Consider the following 24,760-nt stretch of genomic DNA (forward strand, 5'->3'; position numbering starts at 1 on the left):
ACGAAACCGGGATTCACCTGGACAGCAGATCGGGAAGCCAGAGGCTGATCTGCGGGAAGGCAATCAGCAGGCCCAGCGTCGACAGGTCGGCGGCGATGAACCATGCGACCCCGCGAAAGATGGTGCCCAGCGGCACGCGCTCGCCCAGCGCGCTCTTGACGACGTAGACGTTCATGCCCACGGGCGGCGTGCACAGGCCGATCTCGAGCAGCTTGATCACCAGGATGCCGAACCACACCAGGTCGACGTTCATCTGCGTGAGCAGCGGCAGCAGCAAGGGCATGGTCAGCAGCATGATCGAGACGCTTTCGAGCACGCAGCCCAGGATCAGGTAGATCACGGCAATCGCCAGCACCATGGTCAGTTGGCTGTCGAGGCTGCCCAGCAGCCACTGCGACATGGCCGTGGGCAACTGGCTGTAGGACATGTAGCGCGAGAAGATGGCCGCCCCGACGACGATGATGAAGATCGCCGAAGTGCCTTCGGCGGTATCGACGAGGGCCTTGCGCAAGCTGTCTTTGTTCAGCGAGCGGCGCAACCCGGCGATGGCGCAGGCGCTGGCGGCGCCGATCGCGCCGGCCTCGGTGGCCGTGAACGCGCCGCAGAAGATGCCGCCGAGCACGCCGACGATGAGCAGCGGCAGCGGCCAGACATCCTGCGCCGCCGCCCGCTTCTGCGCGCGGCTGTAGAGCGCATGCACCGGCGGGGCGAGCCGGGGGTTGAGCATGCAGCCGATGGTGATGCAGCCGATGAAGACCAGCGCCGACAGGATGCCGGGCACGACGCCGGCCATGAACAGGCGCGAGATCGAGACATCGGCCATGATGCCGAAGATGATCATCAGGATCGAAGGCGGGATCAGCGAGCCCAGCGTGCCGGCCGAGGCCACGCAGCCGGTGGCCAGCGCCGGGTCGTACTTCGCCTTGAGCATCTCGGGCACGGAGATGCGCGAAAAGGCTGCCGCCGTGGCCACGCTGGAGCCTGAAGCCGATGCGAAAAAGGCGCTGGCCAGCACGGTGGCCGAGGCCAGCGAGCCTGGCACATGACCGAGGAAGATGCGCGCCGAGGCGAACAGTCCATGGGTCAGGCCGGTGGCCGAGGCCACATAGCCCATCAGAAGAAACATCGGCACGGCCGACAGGTTCCAGTCGCCGATGAGCTCGTAGGGAATGGTTTTGGCAATGCCGAAAGCGGCATTCCAGGAACTGAGCGCGGCGATGCCGCCCAGCCCCACCAGGCCCATGGCCACGCCGATCGGCACACGCAGAAAAATCAGCAGCAGCGCCAGACCAACGCCAATGGCTCCGATGACGCTGCGTTCCATGGGCGGCCATCAGAGGGGTTCGGCGCAGTCGCCGCCATGCCCGGCGCGACCGCCCTGGAGCAAAACCGCAAGGCGCAGCAGCATGGCGGCGCAGGCCAGCAGCAGGCCCGACGGAATCAGAAAGCGGCTGGGCCAGACCACGACCTGCCATAAGCCATCGATGTACTCGCCGCTTTCCAGCGCGGCGCATGCCATCTTGGTGCTTTGCCAGGCAAGAAACGCATAAAAACCCAGGGACAGCGCGCTGCCCAGCACATCCAGCGGTGCTTGCAGGCGCTGCGGCAGGCGGTCGTAGAACAACTCGACCATGATCGGTCGGCCATGCACCTCGATGTAGGCCAGCGGTAGGAAGACGACGCCGATCATGTAATAAGCGGCCACCACCTCGGCCGTCCCGGGAATCGGCAGTTTGAAGAAGTACTTGAGCAGCACGTCCAGCGTGACATGCAGCATCATCAGGACCAGCGACAGGCCGGCGCCATGGGCCAGCCAGCCGGCCAGGGTGGCGCAGGAGCGCCGCACGGCCGCCCGAAGGCGAAGGTGCTCCAGTGAACGCTTCAGATCAGAGGCCATGGCGCATGAGACGGCGCATGAGGGGGCGCATGGAACGACGCATGAGGGGACGCATGGAATGGGCGCGGCACGGGCGCTGCCAGGCGGCGGGTGACGGGCGTTCCACTCATTGCATCCGGTAGCCGCCGTTGACATCGATGACGCTGCCGGTGATGTAGGCCGCCGCCGGCGACAGCAGGTAGCTGACCGCTGCGACCACATCCTGCACCGTGCCGATGCGCCCCAGCGGGATGCTCTGCGCGGCGACGGCCAGCGCGCCACTGCCCGTGACCGTGCTGCGCAGCATCTCGGTATCGATCAAACCGGGGGCGATCACGTTCGCGGTCATGCCCAGCGGCGCAGCCTCGCGGGCGAAGGCTTTCGCGTAACCCATCACCGCCGCCTTGGCAGCAATGTAGGCCGCGCTGGAGCGGTAGCCGCCCAACTGCGCCGCGACCGAGCCGAAGAACACCGCGCGGCCATGCTCGACCGGCAGCGCGTTGCGCCGCCGCAGCCATTCACGGCTGCACAAAAAGGCGCCACGGGCGTTGACCGCAAAACTGCGCTCCCAGGTATCGAGCTGCAGATCCGCTATCAGCGGCCGCGCGCCACCGGGCAGGAGCAGCAGGCCGGCTGCGCAGATCAGCACCCCGACCGGGCCGATGCGGGTCTCGACATCATCGAACAGTGCCGTCACGGCCGCTTCGTCGGCCACATCGACGGCGCGCGCCAGGTGCCCGTCACCCAGGCTGGCCGCCACCTTGTCGGCGTTGGCCGCATCGATGTCGGCCGGCACCACATGAAACCCGTTGCGGGCCAGATGGATACACAAGGCCGCGCCGATGCCCCTGCCTGCGCCTGTCACCAGAGCCACACGCGCCGGGCTTGCCGCGAAAGTCATGCCGATTCCTGGAAGTTGAAACGGGTCTGGATCGACCGATGACCCGATCATGTACACATGATGGGCTTTATCGACTCGGTATTTACCATGAATGCGCTTTTTATCGCATGCACGTATACATGAACGACAATGCACTGAGCAGACGAAGACCTTTTGACCAGACCCACCACGCGGCATGCAGACACTGTCCCAAAACCTCACCGAAACCTTGCGCGACTGGCTGCTGCACGGGCGTTTGAAGCCCGGCGAACGCATCGAGGAGGTGCCGCTGGCGCTCACCATGGGGGTATCGCGCACACCGGTGCGCGCGGCGCTGGCCACCTTGGCCAGCGAAGGGCTGATCGATCACCAGCCCAAGCGGGGCTATCTGGTCAAGGAGTTTGCGCTGGCCGACATCCTGGCCGCCTACGAGGTGCGCGCGGTGCTCGAAGGGCTGGCCTGTCGCAGCGCGGCGCAGCGCGGGCTGTCCGGGCAGCAGTTGCAACGGCTCAGGGACTGCCTGGCCGATGGCGACCGCATACTGTCCAAAGGGGGCCTGCAGCCCGAGGATCACCAGCCCTACCAAAAGATCAACGTGGCGCTGCACAACACGCTGATCGAGGCCGCGCACAATCCCTGGCTGGACCGCTTTGCCGAGCAGGCGCAGCGCATTCCCTATGCGTCCGGCCGCATCGTGCTGTGGGACGAACACCCGGTGATCCTGCGCTCGCATGGCGACCACCACCGCATCGTCGATGCCATCGACGAGCGCGATGCCGCACGCGCCGAGCAACTGATGCGCGAGCATGTGTACTATGCCGGCGTGATCCTCAAGGGCAACTTCGAGCGCCTGATGGCACGGCATATGTGACACGACGGGCGGCCCATGGCGTCGCGGCAATGGAACGCAGGCGATTTTCTACGACAACCCCGGCGTGCTGACGTCGAAGATCCGTGGCAGGCAGATGCCTCTTGCTGGGGCCAGCAAGGGTTGCAGCCGCACCAGCGGGCCGCCATCGATGCGGCAGCCCGGCTGCTCGAACATCTGCGGCAGGCAGGGCCGGGCGGGTTTCGGCTACCCCACGGCACAGGCCGGCATGGCCGGCGTTGCCGTGGGCCGGCGCCGCAGGCGATCCGGGGCTGGCGCCTTACCTGCGCGCCTGCACGGCGGCGGACAACTCTGCCAGCGCTTGCAGCGAATCGTCCCAGCCCAGGCAGGGATCGGTGATGCTCTTGCCGTATTCGAGCGCGCCGGGCTGGTCCTTGCCGGGCGTGAACTTCTGGGCGCCTGCGTGCAGATGGCTTTCGATCATCAGGCCGAAGATGCTGCGCGAGCCGGCGGCCAGTTGCGCCGCGACATCGCGGGCCACGTCGAGCTGCTTTTCGTGCTGCTTGCAACTGTTGGCATGGCTGCAATCGACCATCAGCAGCGCGGGCAGTTTGGCCGCTTGCAGGTCTTGGCAGGCGGCGGCGACGCTGGCGGCGTCGTAGTTGGGCGTTTTGCCGCCGCGCAGGATGACGTGGCAATCCTTGTTGCCCTTGGTGTTGACGACGGCGACCTGGCCATTTTTGTGCACCGACAGGAAGTGATGGCCCCGGCTGGCCGACTGTATGGCGTCGGTGGCGATGCGGATGTTGCCGTCGGTGCCGTTCTTGAAGCCTATCGGCGCCGAAATGCCCGAGGCCAGCTCGCGGTGCACCTGGCTTTCGGTGGTGCGGGCACCGATGGCGCCCCAACTGATCAGGTCGCCGATGTACTGGGGCGAGATCACGTCGAGAAACTCGCTGCCGGCGGGCATGCCCAGGCGGTTGATTTCGATCAGCAGTTGGCGCGCGATGCGCAGCCCCTCGTCGATGCGGTAGCTCTCGTCCAGGTAGGGGTCGTTGATCAGCCCTTTCCAGCCGACCGTGGTGCGCGGCTTCTCGAAGTACACGCGCATCACGATTTCCAGGGTGCCGGCGTAGCGGGTGCGGGCGGCCATCAGGCGGCGCGCGTACTCGACGGCGGCCGCCGGGTCGTGGATCGAGCAGGGGCCGATCACCATCAGCAGGCGATCGTCCTTGCCGGTCATGATCTGGTGGATGTTCTTGCGGGTCTGGGTGATCAGCGTCTCGACCGGCGTGCCACGGATCGGGAAAAAGCGGATCAGATGCTCTGGAGGGGGCAACACGGTGATGTCCTTGATACGTTCGTCGTCGGTTTGGCTGGTTTTCTCGACGCTGCGGTACCAGGCATCGCTGGCAGGGGTGGTGTGGGCCGTCATGCTTGCATCCTCGTGGAGTGGCTGGTGGTGGGTGGAAAACGGGCGGGATGAAAAAAACCGCCGGGCTTTGGGAGCGTCGGCGGTTGCTGCGGGGAGCCTGCTATCGGCTGTGCACGCGCTCGTCATCCGCCGGGAAGCGAGATAAAGAACCGGAAATAAAACGCGCGGAGCACTTGCATGGCCGCCAATGTAGCACAGCCGCGCGGCGTCATGCGGTTCCGCCCACCGTCAGGCCCTCGATGCGCAGCGTGGGCTGCCCCACGCCCACGGGCACGCTCTGGCCGGCCTTGCCGCAGGTGCCTACGCCGCTATCGAGGCGCATGTCGTTGCCGATCAGCGTGACCTTCTTGAGCGCTTCGGGGCCGCTGCCGATGATGGTGGCGCCCTTGACCGGGTACTGGATCTTGCCGTTTTCCACCCAGTAGGCTTGGCTGGCCGAGAACACGAACTTGCCCGAGGTGATGTCGACCTGCCCGCCGCCGAAGTTGCGCGCATACAAGCCCTTTTTGATGCTGGCGATGATCTCGGCAGGCTCCTTGTCGCCGCCGAGCATGTAGGTGTTGGTCATGCGCGGCATCGGAATGTGGGCATAGCTTTCGCGCCGGCCGTTGCCCGTGGGCGCGCAGCCCATCAGGCGGGCATTGAGCGAATCCTGGATGTAGGCCCTGAGGATGCCGTCCTCGATCAGCACATTGCGCTGGCTGGCATGGCCCTCGTCATCGATGTTGAGCGAGCCGCGGCGCTCGGCGATGGTGCCGTCGTCCAGCACCGTGACGCCCTTGGCCGCCACGCGCTGGCCGATCCGGCCGCTGAAGGCGCTCGCGCCCTTGCGGTTGAAGTCGCCCTCCAGGCCATGTCCGATGGCCTCGTGCAGCAAGATGCCAGGCCAGCCGGGGCCGAGCACCACGGTCATCTCGCCCGCCGGGGCAGCGCGCGACCGCAGATTCACCAGGGCCGCATGCACCGCCTCGTCGACATAGCGGTCCATTTGCGCGTCGTCGAACCGGGCCAGGTCAAAGCGCCCGCCACCGCCGGCCGTGCCCATTTCACGGCGGCCATGGCGCTCGACGATCACCGTCACCGACAGCCGCACCAACGGCCGCAGGTCGGCCGCCAGCGTGCCATCGGCCCGGGCCACCAGCACCACGTCGTACTCGCTGGCCAGACCCGCCATCACCTGCACCACGCGCCGGTCCTTGGCGCGGGCGCGCCGTTCGATCTTTTCCAGCAGGGCCACCTTGGCGCTGCTGTCCAGCGAGGCGATCGGGTCCAGGCCCGGATAGAGGCTGCGCCCGGCAGCTATCTTTTTGCTGGCAACGCGCAATCTGCCTGCCTGCGCCTGCGACGAGATCGAGCGCACGGTGCGGGCCGCGTCGAGCAGCGAGGCGGCGCTGATGTCGTCGGAATAGGCAAACGCCGTCCTCTCGCCGCTGACCGCGCGCACCCCCACCCCCTGGTCGATGCTGAAAGAGCCGGTCTTGACGATGCCCTCTTCCAGGCTCCAGCCCTCGCTGCGCGTGTACTGGAAATACAGGTCTGCGTCATCGACCCGGTGGCTGCGGATCTCGGCCAGCGCGCGGGCCAGATGGCCCTCGTCAAGCCCGAAAGGGGTCAGCAGCAGGGCGCGGGCGACATCGATGCGCTCGCTGGTGGCCGCACGCCGGGGCGCAGCAAGGGCAGTGGTGGGGCGCAAAGTCATGGCGGCATTCTAGATGCCGCCGACCGGGGCCCCCGCCCGTCGCCTTCGGGCAGCGCCGGACGCGGGGTCTGCGGCCCGGGCTTTTGCGCCCGCGCCACCGACATCAAAATGCCCAGCGCCAGCCCGAGGGTGACCATGGCCGTGCCGCCATAGCTGATGAACGGCAGCGGCACCCCGACCACCGGCAAAATGCCGCTGACCATGCCCATGTTCACGAAAGCGTAGGTAAAGAAGATCATGGCCACCGCCGCCGCCATCAGGCGCCCGAACAGGCTGGCAGCGCCGGCGGCAATGGCCAGACCGCGCCAGACCAGCAGCACGAAGCAGGCGATCAGGAACAGGTTGCCCGCCAGCCCGAACTCCTCGGAGAAAGCGGCAAAGATGAAGTCGGTGGTGCGCTCGGGGATGAACTCCAGGTGCGTCTGCGTGCCCGCCATGAACCCCTTGCCCCAGATGCCGCCGGAGCCGATCGCGATCATGCCCTGGATGATGTGGAACCCCTTGCCCAGCGGGTCGCGGGTCGGGTCCAGCAGCGTGCAGATGCGCTGCTGCTGGTAGTCGTGCAGCAGCACCCAGCGCGCGCCATCGGCGCACAACGGGTCGGCCAGCAGCACCAGGGCCAAAATGCCCGCCCCGCCCAGCAGCACCGGCGGCAGGATCAGCTTCCACGACAGGCCGGCAAAAAAGATCACCGACAGACCCGCTGCCAGCACCAGCAGCGCGGTACCGAGATCGGGCTGCTTCATCACCAGCCCGACCGGAAGCGCCAGCAGCAGCCCCGCTGCGGCAAAATCCAGCGGATGCAGGCTGCCCTCGCGCTTTTGGAACCACCAGGCCAGCATCAGCGGCGTGGCGATCTTCAAAATCTCGCTCGGCTGTATCACGATGCCCAGATCGATCCAGCGCTGCGCCCCCTTCTTGGTGATGCCGAACAGCGCCACCGCCACCAGCAGCAGCACGCCCAGCACATACAGCGGCACGGAACAGGCCATGATCTTTTGCGGCGGCACCTGGGCCACGACGAACAAGATGGCGCCGGCGATCAGCATGTTGCGCCCATGGTCTGCAAAGCGCGTGCCGTGGTCGTGGCCCGAGGAATACATGGCCAGCAAGCCGGCGCAGGCCAGCAGAGACACCAGCAGCACCAGCGGCAGGTCCATCCCGCGCAGCAAAGGCTGCAAACGCCGGGACAGCGTGGGTTTTTCGAGAACGACGGCCATATGCCCGATTATCCGGCGATTGCCACGCTGCCATGCTGTCATGCTGTCACCCGTCCGGTGGCGCCGGCGCTCCAGGCCCCGGCGGCCCCAGTTTCTGCACATCCCGCCCGCATGGGCCGCCCGCAGCGTGGGCGTCTGCATGGCCCTCATCGGCCAAGGGGCGCCGCCGGGCCGCTATGCTACGCCCAGGGCAGGGGTTTCAGGCCATTCCCGGCAATGAATTGCAAACAATAATGAATCGATGCGGCGCAGCCGATTTGGAAGGATCGCAATGAATACGAAAAACTCCTGGCTTCAGGTATTGCGGGCGGTTGCATCGATAATGGTTCTGCTGTTTCACGCCCGTCCCCATATCGAGACCAGCAGTTGGCTCAGGCAGCATGCCGGCATGTTTGATTTCTTCTTTTGCGGCGTCGATATCTTCTTTGTGCTGAGCGGTTTCGTGATTTACCACTCGGCCGCAAGGGCGGGGTCTGTGGCTGATTTTACCGCGAACCGTCTGATCAGGATTTTCGGCGGATACTGGCCGGCTTTTTTGTTGCTGTACCTGATTCCGGGTTGGCTGACCGGCAAACAGCCACTGATGCTGTCGCTGGTGCTGCAAAACCTTTTCCTGTTGTCGCCCGTCATGACGGACAACATGATGCCGACCGCATGGTCGCTGGCTTTGGAGCTATGGTTCTATGCCTGGGTGGTGCTGGGTTTGCGGTTTTTCAGGAATGCGGAAGGCTATTATATAGCGATCATGCTCGTGCTGTTGGCATGGAATGTTTTCTATGTGAAAGAAAGATACGACACCGTGGTTGCCGGCATGCAGCCACTGCGCTATCCGCTGACCGGCATGGGCGTAGAGTTTTTGTTTGGTGTGTTTGTCGCGATGGTCTTTGATGAAAAAAAGATCAGCCCCCGGTCGGCAGGATTGGGGGCATTCCTGTGCTTTGTGACCGGAGTTCTGGCATACACCGTCGGAACCATGTCGCCGTTGCATGACAGGGTCGAAATCCTGAGGGCCGCAACTTTCGGCATTTTTGGCCTGTCGGCATTGCTGGTGTTTTTGTTGCTCAATGCCCTGGCGGTCAAGGCGCCGCGCATTCTCGTGGCCATTGGCGATGCCTCCTTCAGCCTGTATTTGATTCATCCATTCCTGCTGGATGTGTTTGGCAGTATTCGCGCAAGATACATTGGCACCGAGGCACTGTCCCTTGAAACCGAGGCGCTGCTTGCGGCATACACGATGGCCACCATTCCCGCGATCATTGCCTTGTCGTATCTCTGGCATGTCTTCGTGGAGAAAACCATTCATGAAAAAGTATCCGGCTGGAGGCGCCGGCATGGTGCGGCTCATGCATGAGCCCGTGGCAAATGGCGCAGATCGGGTAGACAAGGCATTCATGTCCAACGCAATGAAAAATGACCAAGGCAACAACTTCGACTTCCTGAGATGGCTGGCCGCCTTCCTGGTTTTCATCAGCCACCAATCGGTGCTTGCGGGCCGAGGGGAGGTTGAATTGAGTTTCGTGGGAAGTTCCGGGAAATTGGGCGTCTATATATTCTTTTCGATCAGCGGCTATTTGACTGCCGAAAGCTGGCGCAGGGACCCGAACGTTTTCAGATTTGCCATCAAGAGGTTCTTGAGGATCTGGCCCGGACTGGCGGCGGTGACGATATTTGCCGCGCTGGTGATTGGCCCCATGGTCAGCAGCATGGATGCGCAAGCGTATTACACGGATCCGGGTTTTCTCCGATACTTCAAAATCCTGTGGCTGAAAATTGTTTATGGCTTGCCGGGTGTTTTTGAAAAAAATCCGTACCCGGTGACTGTCAATGGCTCGCTGTGGACCATCCCTATCGAAGTGTTCTGGTATGTTTTCCTGGTAATCATCGGCAGCCTCGGAATGACGCGGTTCGGCGGCCTGTTCGTCGTATTGCATATCGCCGTGATAGCGCTGGCATTCAATCTGCACATCCTGACCAAAGAGATTTTTTCGTATGTCGAATTCGGTCTGTATTTTTGCTACGGAGTATGCCTGTCGGCCGGCAGGATGCACTGGATGCCGCACAAGAAACTGGTCCTGGCGCTCGTGTCCTCATTGGCCATCGTATACCATGCCATCGGACTGACCGGCCTGGCGGTCTGGATATTCTTGCCGTATGCCGTGGTGCTGTTCGGCAGCAGCAGCACGCCATGCCTGAGGAGTTTTGGCAAATATGGCGATTTTTCCTATGGCCTGTATTTGTACGCATTCCCGATTCAGCAGGCAATGGTGTTTGCCATCGGAGCAGCGACAAGCTATGCGCTGCTGTTTTCCATGTCTTATGCCGTGACTTTGTTGTTGGCATACCTGTCTTGGCACATGCTGGAGCACCCGGCGATCCGGTTGAAGCCATATCGCCGGCAAGGATATGCTTGAAGCAAAACCGCCCGCCTCCTTTCCCATGCACCCGTGGGGGCATGCATCGCTGCGCATCTTGCACTGGCCAGAGCGCTTTCAGCGCGGCGCCGTAACGCGCCGAGCGGGCGCCTGCCAGCGCGCAAAATCTGCCGGAAAAGCGGCCTGGTAGCGCTGCATGTGAAAGGCCGCCTCATCGTCGAGGCCCAGCAGCATCGCGCTTTCGATCAGCGGCCGGATCACGCGCGGTTCGGGCGAGAAGTGCAGCAGTTTATTGGCGACCGCAAACACCTGCCCCGCGTTCTGCCGTGTCGGTGTAAGGGTCGTCAGCAGCGCAAAATCGACCTGGTTGGTAAAGAACGGCGTGGCACCGACCTTGCGGACGGTGTCGTGGCGCAGCGCCGGATCGCGCTCGGCCAGCGGCATGTAGAGCTGGCTGATGCGGTAATAGTCCCGGCCCATATAGGCGCCCAGCGCCACGGCGGCCGCCGTGATCAGGGCGGCACCGGGCCGCAGGGCCGAGGCGCAGGCCCGGCGGGGCAGCGGCCACGGGCACAGCAGCATTACGGCCAGCAGGGTGGCCAGTTGGAACGGCCCGTACCACAGCGGAAATTCCAGCATGCTGTGCACGCCGATGATGGCCAGCAGGCCCCAGGCCAACTGCCGGGCCGGATCGCGTTCGCGCCAGGGCCGGCTGCGCAGCACCCAGGCCAGCACCAGGCCGCACAGCAGCAAGGCGGCAGGCAGCCCCAGTTCCACGGCCAGGTGCAGGGGCAGGTTGTGGGCGTTGTCCAGCAGCGCACAAAAGCGTTCTCCCGGGAACAGGGTGACGTAGTGGGCGTAGTCCAGTTCGCCCCAGCCCCATCCGGTCCAGGGCTTTTGCGCGATCAGGTGGAGCATGTTGGACCACAGCACGCTGCGGCTGTTGCAACCGGTTGGCGCGGCAATCAGGCGCGTGAACAGCCCTTCGGTGACTGCCCCGCAGCAAGCCAGCAGCACAACCGGCATGGCCCATGCGGCCAGGACATACGACGCCAGCGCCAGCGGCGCCCAGCCCCGGGCCAAGCCCCGGCAGCCCTGCGCCCCGGGCCATAGCGCGCATGCGCCCAGCACGAGCAGCCACTGCAGCCCCCCGGTGCGGGACGCGGTGGCCGCGCTGGCCGCAGCCAGCAGCGCCAGCGCGGCGACGCCAAACCCATGGCACCCCCACCGTGCCACCCGGCGGCATGCCATCGGCGCCGGGAACCGGTGCTCCAATAGCCATAGCAAGGCCCACAGGCCCATGCTGATCAGGGAGGCCTGCTGGTTGCGCTGGCGCAGGTTGCCGATGGCCTGCCCGGGCGTCGATGGCTGCAAGCCGGGGATATGGGTGTCCCCCAGGAAGTATTGCAGCAGCCCGATGACGCTCGCCAGCAGCGCGGCGCACAGCAAGCCGGTCGCCAGCGGTCCGGCGGCAACGATGGCCCAGGCAGATCCGGCCTCGGGCCTGGCTTCGGGTGTGGCCACGGCAGGCCGGCGCGCTAGTGTCGCGTCACCGATCAGATGTCGTAGGCTGCGCGCAGCCATCGGAGCGCAGCGCAAGGCGCATCGCTTGCCCATACCGAGCTGTATTGGCAAGCGATGCAACGCCGCGATGCGCTTCGATGGCCAGCGCAGATCGACAGATGATCGGTGACGCGACACTAGGGCCTGCAAAACCAGCAGCGCGGCACAGCCCCAGGAAAAGAGCAGCGGCCAGAAGTTGCTCATCGGATCCTGCGTGAAACAAAACAGGAACGGCGACGCCACGGCCAGCACGGTCAGCAATCCCGGCAATCGCGGCGGTGTGGCAATGGCGGCAAAGGGCATGTCGGCGCAGAAATGGGCGTGCAGTGGCGTGCGGGGGCGTGCAGGGGCAAGGCGGCCCAAGGCGGCCAAGAGGCGCTGCGGATGATATCCGTGCGCGTCCGCTTGCCATGGGACAATCCGCGCCATGCACGCATTGTTTGAAGAAGCCGGCAAGTTCATGGCCGGCCGCATCCTGTCCGAAGCCGGGGGCTCGGCCCATGTCGAGCTCGATTCGGGCAAGCGGGTCAAGGTCAAGGCCGCCAGCATCTTGTTGCAATTCGAGCAACCGGCCCCGGCCGAACTGCTGGCCCAGGCCCGGGCGGTGGCCGAATCGATCGAGTTGGACCTGGCGTGGGAATTCGCCCCCGACGACGAATTCGGCTTTGCCGACCTGGCGCGCGACTATTTCTCGGCCAAGGCCACGCTGGCCCAGCAGGCCGGCGCGTTGCTGTGCCTGTACGACGCGCCGCATTATTTCCGCCGCGCCGGCAAGGGCCGCTTCAGAAAGGCCACCGCCGACATCCTGCGCCAGGCCCTGGCGGCGATCGAGAAGAAAAAGGCGGTGCAGCAACAGATCGGCGACTGGGCCGCCGCCCTGGGCCGGGCCGAATGCCCGCCAGAGATCCGCGAGCAGTTGTACAAAATTTTGTTCAAGCCGGACAAGAACGCGCCCGAGTACAAGGCCGTGGTCCAGGCCAGTTGCGCCACGCACCGCGCGCCGCTGGATTTGCTGCAAAAGGCCGGCGCGATCGACTCGGCCTACCAGTTCCACTACAAGCGCTTCCTGTTCGAGCATTTCCCCAAGGGCACGGGCTTTGCGGCGGTGCCGGCCATGGCGGCCATGACCGACGCGCTGCCGCTGTCGTCCGCGCAGGCCTACTCGATCGACGACTCGCAGACCACCGAGATCGACGACGCGCTGTCGCTGCAGGGCCTGGGCACGGGCAGCGTGGTGCTGGGCATCCACATTGCCGCGCCGGGCCTGGCCATCGCGCCGGGCAGTGCGATCGACCAGATCGGCCGCGCACGCCTGTCCACGGTGTACATGCCGGGCCACAAGATCACCATGCTGCCCGACGAGGTGGTGCAAGCCTGCACGCTGGACGCCGGCCGGGCCAGCCCGGCCGTGTCGCTGTACATCGGCATCGACGAGGCGACGCTGGAATTCAAAGACTCCGAGACCCGGCTCGACCGCGTGCACATAGCGGCCAACCTGCGCCACGACCAACTCGACACCGTGGTCACCGAGGCCTGGCTGACCGACCCCGGCTTTCAGCACCCACAGACCCCGCAGTGCGTGTCCGGTCTGCGTGCGGAGCTATCATTTTTATACCGTCTGGCGAAGCACATGAAGGCCCGCCGCGAACTGGTGCGCGGCAAGCCCGAGAACTTCAACCGGCCGGACTACCTGTTTCGCCTGCTCGGCAAACGAGGCGCCGAGCCTGGCGGCAACGAGCAGGTGCAAATCAGCGTGCGCCAGCGCGCAGCGCCGCTCGATCTGATCGTGGCCGAGGCCATGATCGTGGCCAACAGCAGTTGGGGCCGCTGGATGGCCGAACTGGGCGTGCCCGGCATCTACCGCAGCCAGGCCAGCATGGCGCCCGGCGTGAAGGTGCGCATGGGCACCAAGGCGCTGCCCCATGCGGGCATCGGGGTCGCTGCGTATTCCTGGGCCACCTCGCCGCTGCGCCGCTACACCGATCTGGTCAACCAGTGGCAGATCATTGCCTGCGCGCGCAACGGCAAAATGGCCGCGCTGGCCGCACCCTTCAAGCCCAGGGATGTCGAGTTGCTGTCCATCATTACCCGCTTCGACGCCGCCTACAGCGCCTACAACGGCCACCAGGCCAGCATGGAGCGCTTCTGGACGCTGAAATACCTGGCGCAAAACGGCATCGCCGAAATCAATGCCACGGTGATCAAGGAAGGCCAGGGCGGCAGCCCGCTGGTGCGGGCGGACGAGCTCCCGCTGGTCTTTCCGGTGCTGGGCGCGCAGCAACTGCCGCGCGGCGCGCGCTTGAAGGTTCGGCTTGGTGCGATCGACGAGATCACGCTGGACCTCCATGGCACCGTCCTCGAACGCCTGGACGACCCGGCGCAGCGCAGCGATGACGGCCCGCTGGCAGAGGCCGAGGACGCGCAGGACGAGACCCCCGTCGCCGGCCCGATCGCAATTGCGGTGCAGGTCGACGAGCCTGATATCGACCCCGGACCCGACCCCGGCCCATCCGCCAGCGGCCGGGAAGACCGATAATCAGCCCCCGTGAAACTACCCGCCTTCCTTCGCACCTGCAGCACATTGCAACTGGCGCTCGGTATCTCGGTGACCGTGCATGCGGCGCTGCTCTCGGTGCGCTTCATCGACCCCGAGGGCGTCAGCCGCATGTTCCAGGACCTGCCGCTGGAAGTCATCCTGGTCAACGCCAAGTCCAACGAACGCCCCGACAAGGCCCAGGCGATTGCGCAGACCGCATTGGCCGGCGGCGGCGCTGCCGACCAGGGCCGGGCCAGCAGCCCGTTGCCCTATTCGGCGCTGACGGCCGTCGGCGACGATTTCGAGCAAACGCAGCGCAAGGTGGACGCGCTGCAGCAGCAACAGGCGCAACTGCTGGCCCAGTTGCGCCAGCAGTTGGCAAGCCTGCCCGCCACCGATCCACGCCAGAGCGACGAACAGGCCGGCGCGCCGGTCGACGAGCCGGCCAAGCGCCAGCAGTTCGTCAAACTGCTGGCCGAGATCGAAAAGCGCATCAACGAAGAAAACGCCCGCCCGAAAAAGCGCTACATCAGCCCCGCCACCCGCGAAGAAGTCTACGCCGTGTACTACGACGCGCTGCGCCGCAAGGTAGAAGACAAGGGCACCGAGAACTTCCCCGAGCAGGGTGGCCACAAGCTGTATGGCGAGTTGACGATGATCGTCACCGTCAACTACGACGGCCAGGTGCTGGCCACCGAAGTCGTGCAAGGCTCGGGCAACGCCACGCTCGACCGCCGCGCCCAGGCCATTGCGCGCGCCGCCGGCCCGTTTGGCGCCTTTGACGCGCAGATGCGCAAAAAGGCCGATCAGATCGCGATGGTGGCGCGCTTCAAATTCACCCGTGAGCAGACGCTGGAAACCAGCGCCAGATAGTGCGGCACCATGCGCCAAACCGCCGACCTGTACTGCGTGCTGGGCAACCCGATAGCGCACAGCCGCTCGCCCGCCATCCACGCCCGCTTTGCCGAACTCACCGGTGAGCGCATCCGCTACGAGCGCCGCCTGCTGCCCATCGACGGCTTTGCCCGGGGCCTGCGCGACTTTGCCGCCCAGGGCGGGCGCGGCTGTAGCGTCACCGTGCCATTCAAGACCGAGGCGCTGCGCTGCGCCACCGCTTGCAGTGAACGCGCGCAACTGGCGGGCGCCGCCAACACGCTGAGCTTGCACGCGGACGGCAGCATCAGCGCCGACAACACCGACGGCCTGGGCCTGGTGGCCGACATCACGCGCAATGCAGGCATTGCGCTGGCCGGCTGCGATGTGCTGCTGGTGGGCGCAGGCGGCGCCGCCGCTGGCGTGCTCGGGCCGCTGCTGCACGCCGGCGTGCGCCACATCACCGTGGCCAACCGCACCCTGGCCAAGGCGCAGGCCCTGGTGCAATCGCACAGCGCATTGGCGGCGCTACGGAAAACACAGCTCAAAGCGTGCGGCCTGCAGGCGCCTCTGGCCGATTTCGACATCATCATCAACGCCAGCGCCAGCAGCCTGGCCGGTGCCGATGTGCCGGTGCCCGCCAGCGTGCTGCGCCCGGCCAGCCTGGCCTACGACATGATGTACGGCCCTGCCGCCCAGGGTTTTCTCGACTGGGCCCGCCGCCATGGCGCCAGGCCACGCGACGGCCTGGGCATGCTGGTCGAGCAGGCGGCTGAAGCCTTTTGGCTCTGGCGCGGCCTGCGCCCCCCCTCGGCCCAGGTGCTGGCCGAACTGCAAGAGGCGGCAGCCAAGCCGGCCTCCGGAGCCGACCGGTGATGCATGATGCCGGCCCAAGCCGGCGGCCTGCGGTGGCCTGTGGCCTGAACCCGGAAACCCGGCATGCGCCGATCCCGATCGATTCGATACACCTGCCCATCGCATTCAAACCCATGCATATCCGGCGTGCAGCCGCCTGCATGATTGCGTCGTGATTTCTGCCGTGGCCCTTGCCGTAACCCTCACCATGGCCTTTGCCGCGACTGTGGCCCGGCAACGCCTGGCAGCACCATGCCCGCCCGAGTGCGCGCCGCTTCCTGGCCAGGATGGACCAGCCGTCCGATGAAAGCCCTGATGCGCTGGCTGGCCCTGCTGGTGCTGGCCTTGGCGGCGCTGCAACTGTTTTTTGCGCTGCGCATTGCCGCCATGGCGGTGATCGATCCCGAGTCGAGCACGTTTCAGCGCTCCGAGGCCTGGGCGCAGATCGCCGGCACGGGCCGGTTGCGCTGGCGCCAGCAATGGGTGCCCTACGCTGAGCTGTCAGAGCCGCTCAAACGCGCAGTGATCGCGGCCGAAGACGACGGCTTCGTCCTGCATGACGGCGTGCAATGGAACGCCATCGGGCAGGCTTGGGAGCGCAATGCCAAGGCCGCCCGGCAGGCGCACAGCCGCGCGCCCGGCATCCGTGGCGGCTCCACCATCACCCAGCAGTTGGCCAAGAACCTGCTGCTCTCTGGCGAGCGCAGCATGTTGCGCAAGGGGCAGGAATTGCTGCTGGCGCTGCTGCTAGAACAGTTGCTCAGCAAGCGGCGCATCCTGGAGATCTACCTCAACAGCGTGGAATGGGGCGAAGGCGTGTTTGGCGCGCAAGCCGCAGCGCAGCATTACTTTGGCAAAAGCGCGCGCCAACTCACCCCCGCCGAGGCCGCCCGGCTGGCCGTGATGCTGCCCGCGCCCAAGCGCTTCGAGAAAGCGCCGGCGTCGGCGTATCTGGCCCGGCGCACGCGCGCGATCGTGGCGCGGATGGACAGCGCGCAACTGCCCTGAACAGAAGTGCCCGCGCAAATCTGGGCAGCGCCTGGAAACACCGTTGTTCGGCCCGAACAGCACCAGCACATCCACCACCTTGCCCAGCATCATCCTGGCCCCCGAGCTACCGGGCAAGTATGTGTGGACGGTGCAGGCCACGCTGAAGTCTGGCTCGCACACGGAAACCCGGGTCAGCCATGCAAGGTTCGAGGTGCTCGATCCGCCCTGATCCTGCGCATGGGCACCCCTGGCGGGGGTGGACTCGGGGAACCGAGCCGTCACCAGAAAAAACAATTAGAGCATTTTTGATTTAAGTAGAAACATATCCAGAAGATGAAAAGTAGTTGGACAATTCCTGTGGTGTAAAACAATCAAGCAGGTGCCCGATGGTATTCCAAAGTCCATCGACAGTACGCTGTTCAGCTTGCCTGAGCAGGGCTTTCAGTTTGGAAAAGAATTTTTCGATAGGGTTCAAATCTGGTGAGCAAGGCGGAAGATAACGCAATGTTGCACCAACCCCCTCAATGGCCTCACGCACACCAGAGACTTTATGGCTGGACAAATTATCAGCGATCACGATATCACCAGGGTGCAGCGTAGGACACAGAAATTGCTGTATATAGGCCAGGAATGCTTCGCCATCCATAGGGCCATCCAAGACCATTGGGGCGGTCACGGCGTTTACCCGCAAGCCGGCAATGAAGGTGGTGATTTTCCGGTGACCATGTGGAACACTGGCTATGCAACGCTGTCCCTTCGGCGAACGGCCTCGTGTGCGGGTCATGTTGGTGGATGTGCCCGTCTCATCAAGGAACACAAGCTTTGTTGCGTCAAGTGCTGGCTGGCTTTCCTTCCATGCAACCCGATCCGCTTGCACATCCTTACGCTCTTGCTCGCTGGCGTGCAGAGTTTTTTTTAAAGCTCAAACCCCATTTATTCAGTTGGTGCCATAGGGCTGGGGCTTTGATCGTTATCCCATGCTCGGCCAGCCGTTCGCACATCTCGCGCAGTGTCAAATCCGCTCTGTCTTTAATCCATTCCCGCAACATAGGCTCCACTGGAGCAAGGCAAGATTTCCGATGCCCGCCAATCTGGAAACTATGTCGAATACCTTCTTCAAGACGCGTCTTGACTTGGTACACCCATACTCGACTGACTTCAAAACGCTTGGCAATATCGGTAGGACGATCTCCTTGTTCTATCGCCTTCAGCACCCTATCTCGCAAATCCTGCGAATACGCTTGCATTGCATACTCCTTCAGAAAAAAGACGCCGCATCATATCATGAATTGTTTGGTTTTAAGTCAAATATGCTCTAGTCACATGAAAAAATAATTCTTTCACAAGTTACATAGAGTGGCTACACTGCCTCATCGAAGAAACAAGGAGACATCGGGCTGCACGCCCCCCGCTAAACCAACCGGGTCGAGCCCAGGCTGTGACATGTGGACGATGCGCTACGCGCACCGACCGACGCCATGGACAACTCGCAGAGTTGTCCATGGCGCCAGCCTTCGACCACATCCCCACAGTCTTGTACGACCACGTTTATTTCCCCCGTGAATTCAAAACTTTTCTTGAGACTAGTGAACATGCAAACGCAGATATGGATCATGGACGCATCATTGCTATCATGGATGGGGCTGCGCAAAACCAGCAAACGTTGCTTGATGAGGAGTACCTGACTTATGCATGAGATTTTTAATATGACATGGCAACAGCTAATCTTAATTTTTTTAGTAGTCACTGTTGCGTATGTTGTTTTTGGCATGGTCGGTTTCGGCACTGCCCTGATTGCCACTCCAGTCTTGGCTATTTTCATTCCGGTGTCGAAAATAGTTCCTTTGTTGGCATTGATGGACATGATTGCCGCACTAAATAACATCCTTCGTGATGGCCGCAAGGCAGATGTAGATGAACTGAAACGATTAATTCCACTGATGATGGTTGGCAGTTTAATCGGATCCGCCATTCTTCTTAAATCTCGACCTGATATATTACTTCTAGGATTGGGCATATTTGTAGTAGCATCTTCTCTTTATTCTCTCAGCGGTTTGAGTCCAAAGAAGAAATTTCAACCTCGTGCGGCAATTCCATTCGGTATAATAGGCGGGGTGTTCAGTGCGCTATTTGGCAGCGGAGGTTTTATTTATGCCATTTATCTATCCGGCCGCATCGAAAAAAATGAGAATCTACGAATGACTCAAACCACATTGATAGGCATTAGCACCTTAACTAGGGTAATTTTGTTTGGATTAGCCGGCATCTATGGAGATGTTCACTTGTTAATGCTGACTCTGATACTCGCTCCCGCCATGTTGTGCGGTGTGCTCATCGGAAGACATATTACAATAAGACTGACGCGCGAGCAATTTATCCGGTTGATAAATGTAGTGACTTTGTTTTCTGGGCTGTTTTTAATAAGCCATTACATTAATGGCTAATTGTTTTGTACGCTACTCATCAAGGAATGCAAATGGACAACAATAGGTTAGATATAAATGAGATGACAGTAGTGCCATGAGGAAGTTGCTACAGTTATTTCGCTTGGCACTGATTGTTGCCGTTTTCCTTGTCGTGGGAATAAGTTTGCATATATTGAAGAATTATCAGCTGATGGTGGGAATTTCGGCAGAAAAATCGGAAGAGCGCATTGCTGCATTGGAAAATCTGAAACCGCTCGCCTACCTGGGTATTAAAACTGCACAGGACCTCGTCGGTTGGATGTACGTTGAAGGCAAGTACGGCGTACCGAAAAATGACGCCAATGCTATTTACTGGTTTCGGCGACGTGGTCCTTGGCCGCTTTTTGATGAAGATGGTGTTGATCCGGCTGCATTGAGCGAACTGGATGTTGCCCGGGCCTATGCAGAGGGACGTCCGGGCCTCGACGCTGATCCGGCGGAAAGTGAGAAATGGTTACAGTTGGCGGCCAAAGGTGGCAACAAAGAGGCTATTGCCATGCTTGCCGCACGCTCAGGCAAGAATCATGAAAGCGGGAGATATATTCAAAAGGACCCGATCGGGTTGGCTGGAGGCATGAATGCTTATGCTTATGTAGGGGGAAATCCGTTAAGCCGTATTGATCCACTCGGATTGGCAGTCTGCACATATTCAGTATCTGCACATACATTGAGATGTGTGCCGAATAATGGCGGTGATCCTTTGACACTTGGTCCGAATGGTGTGTGGTCTGGAAAGGACGACTGCATCAACAACATAAATTGCGTGGATGATACCGATTCCGGGCCAATTGTTCCTGGTAACTACAATATGAATCGGGACGACCGACCAGAAAAGAAAGGTTTCTGGCGTCTTGAGCCGAATCCGAAAATTGCTGGCTGGAAATGTTGTGTCTTTTATAAACGATGTGGATTTCAGTTGCATCCTGGCGGAAATTCTCTGGGATGCATTACGACTGACAAAACAATTCCCGACACGATGGAACAGTATCGCGCCGTTAATGATCTGCTGAATCGGGAAAACGGTAGTAATACCTTGACAGTAGTGCCATGAGGAAGTTGCTACAGTTATTTCGCTTGGCACTGATTGTTGCCGTTTTCCTTGTCATGGGAACGAGTTTGCAGATATTGAAGAATCATCAGCTGATGGTGGGAATATCGGCAGAAAAATCGGAAAAGCGCATTGCTGCATTGGAAAATCTGAAACCGCTCGCCTACCTGGGTATTAAAACCGCACAGCTCCTCGTCGGTTGGATGTACGTTGAAGGCAAGTACGGCGTACCGAAAAATGACGCCAATGCTATTTACTGGTTTCGGCGATGTGGTCCTTGGCCGTTTAATGAAGATGGTGTTGATCTGGCTGCATTGCGCGAACTGAATGTTGCCCGGGCCTATGCAGAGGGACGTCTGGGCCTCGCCGCTGATCCGGCGGAAAGTGAGAAATGGTTACAGTTGGCGGCCAAAGGTGGCAACGAAGAGGCTATTGCCATGCTTGCCGCACGCTCAGGCAAGGGGAACACACGATAAAGGCCGGCAGATTGGCAAAGGTGCCGCTGATGGACTGGGTCTGTTCATGACATCTTGCAATCTGATCAAGGCGGAAGCGCTCAGTCCCTTACCGGCGCTATCCATGACCGGGTTGTCATCGGAAAGGCAGCATGGGACGCAGCCTCTTCAGGGAGTGACTGCGGATGTACCAAATAAGACGGCAGGCCGCCCCGGTAGTGGCCTGCTCTGTAGATATGCTTCGGCAACCTGCGCTGCGCAGGCTGGCACAGGTGTTTTGTGTTCCGGAAGTCTCGCTGTCGAATGGGGCGCGATTCGGATGTGAGTTGAAAGCAGCACCGGCATCCGATTTCAAGTTTTGATGATTACCCCGGTGAATTTGAGTGTTCATTCGATATACGCGAATGGCACCATTGGCATCCCCAAACAGGGTTGACGAGATGAGTGATTTTTTTGTTTATTTGTTCGTACTGTGGATTTCGTTCACTGCAATCGGGTACTGGCAGTGGTTTGTGTTTGTGCCACGTTTACTTTGCAACCGGCTGGGGTGGCCGCGAATGCGCAGGTGGTGGACTCGGGTGCTGTACATTACCGCCAGTGCCGGATCAGCGTGGCTTGCATGGTTATCATGGTCTGATGCTGTGCCCTATGAAAGGGTCGAGTCGCAGTTCCTTCCATTGGTCTTGTTGTTTGCGCTGACATTTCCGGTGAATTTGGTGCCTTTGTTGATTTGCACGTCGAGTTACATGGTGGTGGCTATGCTGGGATCCATATTGTATGATCTCTATCCGGGCGTGTTTCTACGAGGATGACGAATCCGGGATACCTGAAGTGGGATGGTGATGACATGCCCGCCGCTGATTCCATTCCTGAATCATCCGTGCACTTTGCCGGCTTCGCTTGCCGCACATTTGTGCCGTCTGCGCTGCGCCTTCGCGAACGATTCAGAAATGGGATCAGATGATGGCCCGCTCGCGCAGCGCCTGCAATTGGCCCTGATCCAGACCGAGCTCTGTGGCGAGCACTTGGGCGCTGTGCTCTCCGAGCATCGGTGAGGCCCTGTGCCGTACCGGGGTCGCGGAAAAGCGCAGCGGGCTGCGCACGGCCGGCACGTGGACGCCACGGCTGTGTGCAAGCCGGAGTGCGAGTTCACGATGGCGGGTTTGCGGATCGTCGAAAACGCCCGCCATGTCATTGATCGGCCCGCAGGGGACGCCGGCCTGCTCAAACTCTGCCAACAACCCGGAGCGGGAGCGCGTTGCCAGCAACGGCACCAGCAGGTCGCGCAGTGCCTGGCGGTGGGCCACGCGCAATGCGTTGCTGCGAAAGCGTTCGTCGTTGACCCAGTGCGGCTGTCCGAGCACGCGGCAGAGGGCCTGGAACTGGCCGTTGTTGCCCACCGCCACGATCAGTTGTCCGTCCGCGCAGGCCAGCACCTCCGAGGGTGAGACGACCGAGTTGGTGTTGCCTGCGCGCGCAGGCACGACGCCCGTCATCAGGTAGCCGATGGCCAGGTGGCCGTTGAGCGCCACCGATGCGTCCAGCATCGCCGCATCCAGATGCTGGCCTTGGCCGGTCGCGCGGCGATGGTAGAGCGCGCTGACCACGCCGATCGCGGCGTAGAGCCCGGTCACTATGTCGGCGATCGGAATGGCCGTGCGCATCGGCTCGGCGCCTGGCGCACCGTCGGGCTGGCCGCAGGTGCTCATTACGCCGGCCATGCCTTGCAGGACGAAGTCGTAGGCCGGCCGCGCGGCATAGGGCCCGCTTTGCCCGAATCCGGTGACCGAGCAGTAGATGATGTCCGGTCGGCGCTTGCGGATGCTGGCTTCATCGAGCCCATACTTGCCCAGGGTTCCGACCTTGTAGTTTTCCACCACCACATCGCAGCGCGCGGCCAGGTCCTGCGCCAGCGCTGCTCCTTCGGGCGTGGCGATGTCCAGGGTGATCGAATGCTTGCTCCGGTTGTAGGCCAGGTAGAGCGCCGATTCGTTGCTGGGGCCGCCATGCCCGGGGTCGGGCAAGAAAGGCCCCATGCGCCGCGTGTCGTCACCCTCGCCGGGTTTTTCGATCTTGTAGACCGTAGCGCCCATGTCGGCCAGGATCTGCGTGCACAGAGGCCCGGCAATCACCCGGGTCAGGTCCAGCACCTTGATGCCGTCAAAAATGGAATCCATGTCGTTTGCTCCTGTCAGATGCCGATGGTCTCGATCATGCCAGCCCCCGCCCCGGGAACAGGCACGGCGCGGTGGATTGGCCAGCGTTGCGGCACCTCGATATCCAGGCCGATCGGCCTTTGGGCGAGGGACTTGCCCGGTGGGTCCGAGCGCAAGCCGCAAACTCCGCCACCCCCAGCGCACCGCGCAGCACGAAGTCGAGCGCGTGCAGCCCGGGCGCCTCGAAGCGCTCGACCTAGTGTCGCGTCACCGATCAGATGTCGTAGGCTGCGCGCAGCCATCGGAGCGCAGCGCAAGGCGCATCGCGCAGCCAATACCGAGCGTATTGGCAAGCGATGCAACGCCGCGATGCGCTTCGATGGCCAGCGCAGACCGACAGATGATCGGTGACGCGACACTAGCCTTGCGCCAGGTGCGTGAAATAGACCCGCACACGTTCGGGTGTGGGTTGGGCGGGCAGGTGTGGCACGCATTCCGGGCGCCGGGCGATCACGCGGATGGCGAGCGCGCCGCAGTGGGCGACAAGCACGGCATGAAAGGGGCGGATCTGTTGGGCAACGGTAGCAGCAGGTCATGGTCATGGGCCTGCTTCTTTCAGGGGCGAAGCGCCTGGACGTCAAAGCTGCATCGCCAGGCGGCGGGGCGCTTTTCGCGCAGCGCCGCAATGCCTTGGGCGCCTTCGCTGCGCATGCAGGCGGCAAACAGGCGGGCCGCGTCGTCGAGCAGCGCGCCTTGGTTTTCCTGGCCGCAGCGACGCAGCAGGGGCTTGAGCACGCGGTTGGCGCCCGGTGCGCAGGCGCACAGGCGCGTGAGCCACTGCGCCAGCAGCGCATCGAGCGTGCCGCTGTCGGCTGCGAGTTCATCGACCAAGCCCAGCGCCACGGCCGTCGGGCCGCTCACGCGCTCGCCGAACAGGCCCAGCCGCTGCGCGGTGCGCAGGCCCAGCCGTGCCACGACGAAGGGCGCGATCTGCGCGGGGATGAGGCCCAGCGAGGTTTCGCTCAGCGCGAACTTCGCGTCGGCGGTGGCCAGCACGAGGTCGCACGCGCAGGCCAGCCCCATGCCGCCGCCGATCGCTGCGCCTTCCACCGCAGCGATCACCGGCACGGGCAGCGCGCTCAGCCGCTGCATGAAATGGCCGAACTCGCGGTTGCGCGCCGCCACGGGGTCTTGCGCGCCGGCTTGGGCCTCGCAGCGCGCCTGGAAACTGCCAACGTCGCCGCCCGCGCAGAAGAAGCCTTGCGCGCCGCGCAGCACCAGCGCGCGCACGGCGGCGTCGGACTCGGCCCAGCCCACCACCTGCGCGAGCTCGGCGACCATCCCGGGCGCGAGCGCGTTGCGTGTTTCGGGGTGGTTCAGGGTGGCGAACAACACATCGTGTCCGCGCCGGACGAGGAGATGCTGGAAGTGGTCGTGGTTCATGGCCGTGGCGTGCAGTGGCAGGGGTGCTTTTCAGCGCGTGTTGGAAGTGTCGGTGGCGTTGGCGG

At 62.7% G+C, this 24,760-nt stretch carries 25 protein-coding genes; 13 read left to right on the forward strand and 12 right to left on the reverse strand.

Translation table 11 applies throughout. The features are described from left to right. Positions 1–13: 13 nt before the first annotated feature. From VEIS_RS10680 to VEIS_RS10690, 3 genes are all read right to left on the reverse strand, one after another. A complete protein-coding gene (locus VEIS_RS10680; protein WP_011809939.1) occupies positions 14–1,324 on the reverse strand; it encodes a TRAP transporter large permease in 1,311 nt (436 codons plus the stop codon). A 9-nt stretch (positions 1,325–1,333) separates the two neighbouring features. Next, on the reverse strand, positions 1,334–1,897 hold the full coding sequence (locus tag VEIS_RS10685) for a TRAP transporter small permease subunit (RefSeq protein ID WP_083758602.1): 564 nt from the start codon (positions 1,895–1,897) through the stop codon (positions 1,334–1,336). Between the two features lie 106 nt (positions 1,898–2,003). Then, on the reverse strand, positions 2,004–2,777 hold the full coding sequence (locus VEIS_RS10690; RefSeq protein ID WP_041949959.1) for an SDR family NAD(P)-dependent oxidoreductase: 774 nt from the start codon (positions 2,775–2,777) through the stop codon (positions 2,004–2,006). 175 nt (positions 2,778–2,952) lie between these two features. Here VEIS_RS10690 and VEIS_RS10695 point away from each other — a divergent pair, with 175 nt between their 5' ends. Then, the gene (locus VEIS_RS10695; protein WP_011809942.1) at positions 2,953–3,627 is read left to right on the forward strand and encodes a GntR family transcriptional regulator; all 675 of its coding nucleotides are present in this window, start codon (positions 2,953–2,955) and stop codon (positions 3,625–3,627) included. A 277-nt stretch (positions 3,628–3,904) separates the two neighbouring features. On the opposite strand, the gene VEIS_RS10700 is transcribed toward VEIS_RS10695, so the two are convergent. From VEIS_RS10700 to rodA, 3 genes are all read right to left on the reverse strand, one after another. Beyond that, positions 3,905–5,020, reverse strand: coding sequence for a 3-deoxy-7-phosphoheptulonate synthase (locus VEIS_RS10700; RefSeq protein WP_011809943.1), 1,116 nt, complete (start codon positions 5,018–5,020; stop codon positions 3,905–3,907). Between the two features lie 208 nt (positions 5,021–5,228). After that, positions 5,229–6,719: a metalloprotease TldD gene (gene tldD, locus VEIS_RS10705; RefSeq protein ID WP_011809944.1), complete on the reverse strand. Its 1,491-nt coding sequence runs from the start codon at positions 6,717–6,719 to the stop codon at positions 5,229–5,231. Beyond that, positions 6,716–7,939 carry a rod shape-determining protein RodA gene (rodA, locus tag VEIS_RS10710; protein WP_049773873.1) on the reverse strand — a complete coding sequence of 408 codons (1,224 nt, stop codon included), beginning with the start codon at positions 7,937–7,939 and terminating at the stop codon, positions 6,716–6,718. The genes tldD and rodA overlap by 4 nt, the downstream gene beginning before the upstream one ends. Positions 7,940–8,210: 271 nt before the next feature. On the opposite strand from rodA, the gene VEIS_RS10715 reads away from it, so the two are divergent. Continuing rightward, on the forward strand, positions 8,211–9,290 hold the full coding sequence (locus VEIS_RS10715) for an acyltransferase family protein (protein WP_011809946.1): 1,080 nt from the start codon (positions 8,211–8,213) through the stop codon (positions 9,288–9,290). Then, the gene (locus tag VEIS_RS10720) at positions 9,241–10,350 is read left to right on the forward strand and encodes an acyltransferase family protein (RefSeq protein ID WP_198137983.1); all 1,110 of its coding nucleotides are present in this window, start codon (positions 9,241–9,243) and stop codon (positions 10,348–10,350) included. The genes VEIS_RS10715 and VEIS_RS10720 overlap by 50 nt, the downstream gene beginning before the upstream one ends. A 78-nt stretch (positions 10,351–10,428) precedes the next feature. Here VEIS_RS10720 and VEIS_RS10725 read toward each other — a convergent pair whose 3' ends face one another. After that, positions 10,429–12,177: a Wzy polymerase domain-containing protein gene (locus VEIS_RS10725; RefSeq protein WP_011809948.1), complete on the reverse strand. Its 1,749-nt coding sequence runs from the start codon at positions 12,175–12,177 to the stop codon at positions 10,429–10,431. 124 nt (positions 12,178–12,301) lie between these two features. Between VEIS_RS10725 and VEIS_RS10730 the strand changes: the two genes are divergently transcribed. From VEIS_RS10730 to VEIS_RS31115, 5 genes are all read left to right on the forward strand, one after another. Further along, the gene (locus tag VEIS_RS10730; protein WP_011809949.1) at positions 12,302–14,410 is read left to right on the forward strand and encodes a ribonuclease catalytic domain-containing protein; all 2,109 of its coding nucleotides are present in this window, start codon (positions 12,302–12,304) and stop codon (positions 14,408–14,410) included. 9 nt (positions 14,411–14,419) lie between these two features. Next, a complete protein-coding gene (locus VEIS_RS10735) occupies positions 14,420–15,283 on the forward strand; it encodes a TonB family protein (protein WP_011809950.1) in 864 nt (287 codons plus the stop codon). Between the two features lie 9 nt (positions 15,284–15,292). Next, positions 15,293–16,159 (forward strand): shikimate dehydrogenase, encoded by an 867-nt coding sequence (gene aroE, locus VEIS_RS10740; RefSeq protein WP_011809951.1) that lies wholly within the window; start codon positions 15,293–15,295, stop codon positions 16,157–16,159. A 282-nt stretch (positions 16,160–16,441) separates the two neighbouring features. Further along, complete coding sequence (mtgA, locus tag VEIS_RS10745) at positions 16,442–17,146, forward strand: monofunctional biosynthetic peptidoglycan transglycosylase (RefSeq protein ID WP_041949961.1); 705 nt, start codon at positions 16,442–16,444, stop codon at positions 17,144–17,146. A gap of 79 nt (positions 17,147–17,225) precedes the next feature. After that, on the forward strand, positions 17,226–17,357 hold the full coding sequence (locus VEIS_RS31115) for a hypothetical protein (RefSeq protein ID WP_265259639.1): 132 nt from the start codon (positions 17,226–17,228) through the stop codon (positions 17,355–17,357). 81 nt (positions 17,358–17,438) lie between these two features. On the opposite strand, the gene VEIS_RS31585 is transcribed toward VEIS_RS31115, so the two are convergent. Next, positions 17,439–18,375, reverse strand: a protein-coding gene (locus VEIS_RS31585) for an IS630 family transposase (RefSeq protein ID WP_408644568.1) whose coding sequence is annotated in 2 segments (ribosomal slippage) — positions 17,439–18,047 and positions 18,049–18,375 — 936 coding nt in all. Because the reading frame shifts where the segments join, the coding sequence is not laid out codon by codon here. A 254-nt stretch (positions 18,376–18,629) separates the two neighbouring features. Here VEIS_RS31585 and VEIS_RS10755 point away from each other — a divergent pair. From VEIS_RS10755 to VEIS_RS28595, 5 genes are all read left to right on the forward strand, one after another. Then, positions 18,630–18,824 carry a hypothetical protein gene (locus tag VEIS_RS10755; RefSeq protein ID WP_041949962.1) on the forward strand — a complete coding sequence of 65 codons (195 nt, stop codon included), beginning with the start codon at positions 18,630–18,632 and terminating at the stop codon, positions 18,822–18,824. Then, positions 18,817–19,572 carry a sulfite exporter TauE/SafE family protein gene (locus VEIS_RS26020; RefSeq protein WP_011809955.1) on the forward strand — a complete coding sequence of 252 codons (756 nt, stop codon included), beginning with the start codon at positions 18,817–18,819 and terminating at the stop codon, positions 19,570–19,572. The genes VEIS_RS10755 and VEIS_RS26020 overlap by 8 nt, the downstream gene beginning before the upstream one ends. Before the next feature lie 76 nt (positions 19,573–19,648). Further along, entirely contained in the window at positions 19,649–20,644 is a 996-nt protein-coding gene (locus VEIS_RS31120) for a tlde1 domain-containing protein (RefSeq protein ID WP_011809956.1), read from the forward strand. Beyond that, positions 20,641–21,117 (forward strand): SEL1-like repeat protein, encoded by a 477-nt coding sequence (locus tag VEIS_RS10760; protein WP_011809957.1) that lies wholly within the window; start codon positions 20,641–20,643, stop codon positions 21,115–21,117. The genes VEIS_RS31120 and VEIS_RS10760 overlap by 4 nt, the downstream gene beginning before the upstream one ends. A 419-nt stretch (positions 21,118–21,536) precedes the next feature. Continuing rightward, positions 21,537–21,908, forward strand: a complete 372-nt coding sequence (locus VEIS_RS28595) for a hypothetical protein (protein ID WP_157048471.1) — start codon at positions 21,537–21,539, stop codon at positions 21,906–21,908. A gap of 144 nt (positions 21,909–22,052) precedes the next feature. Here VEIS_RS28595 and VEIS_RS10765 read toward each other — a convergent pair whose 3' ends face one another. The 4 genes from VEIS_RS10765 to VEIS_RS10770 all read right to left on the reverse strand — a co-directional run bounded on the left by VEIS_RS10765 (position 22,053) and on the right by VEIS_RS10770 (position 24,695). After that, positions 22,053–23,273 (reverse strand): CaiB/BaiF CoA transferase family protein, encoded by a 1,221-nt coding sequence (locus VEIS_RS10765; RefSeq protein WP_011809959.1) that lies wholly within the window; start codon positions 23,271–23,273, stop codon positions 22,053–22,055. A 14-nt stretch (positions 23,274–23,287) separates the two neighbouring features. Next, positions 23,288–23,671 carry a hypothetical protein gene (locus tag VEIS_RS28600; RefSeq protein WP_157048472.1) on the reverse strand — a complete coding sequence of 128 codons (384 nt, stop codon included), beginning with the start codon at positions 23,669–23,671 and terminating at the stop codon, positions 23,288–23,290. Next, positions 23,671–23,802 (reverse strand): hypothetical protein, encoded by a 132-nt coding sequence (locus VEIS_RS31125; RefSeq protein ID WP_265259640.1) that lies wholly within the window; start codon positions 23,800–23,802, stop codon positions 23,671–23,673. Before VEIS_RS31125 ends, VEIS_RS28600 begins: the two co-directional genes overlap by 1 nt. A 65-nt stretch (positions 23,803–23,867) precedes the next feature. Next, on the reverse strand, positions 23,868–24,695 hold the full coding sequence (locus VEIS_RS10770) for an enoyl-CoA hydratase/isomerase family protein (RefSeq protein WP_011809960.1): 828 nt from the start codon (positions 24,693–24,695) through the stop codon (positions 23,868–23,870). Positions 24,696–24,760 lie beyond the last annotated feature (65 nt).

The organism is Verminephrobacter eiseniae EF01-2, assembly GCF_000015565.1.
Taxonomy (GTDB): domain Bacteria; phylum Pseudomonadota; class Gammaproteobacteria; order Burkholderiales; family Burkholderiaceae_C; genus Acidovorax; species Acidovorax eiseniae.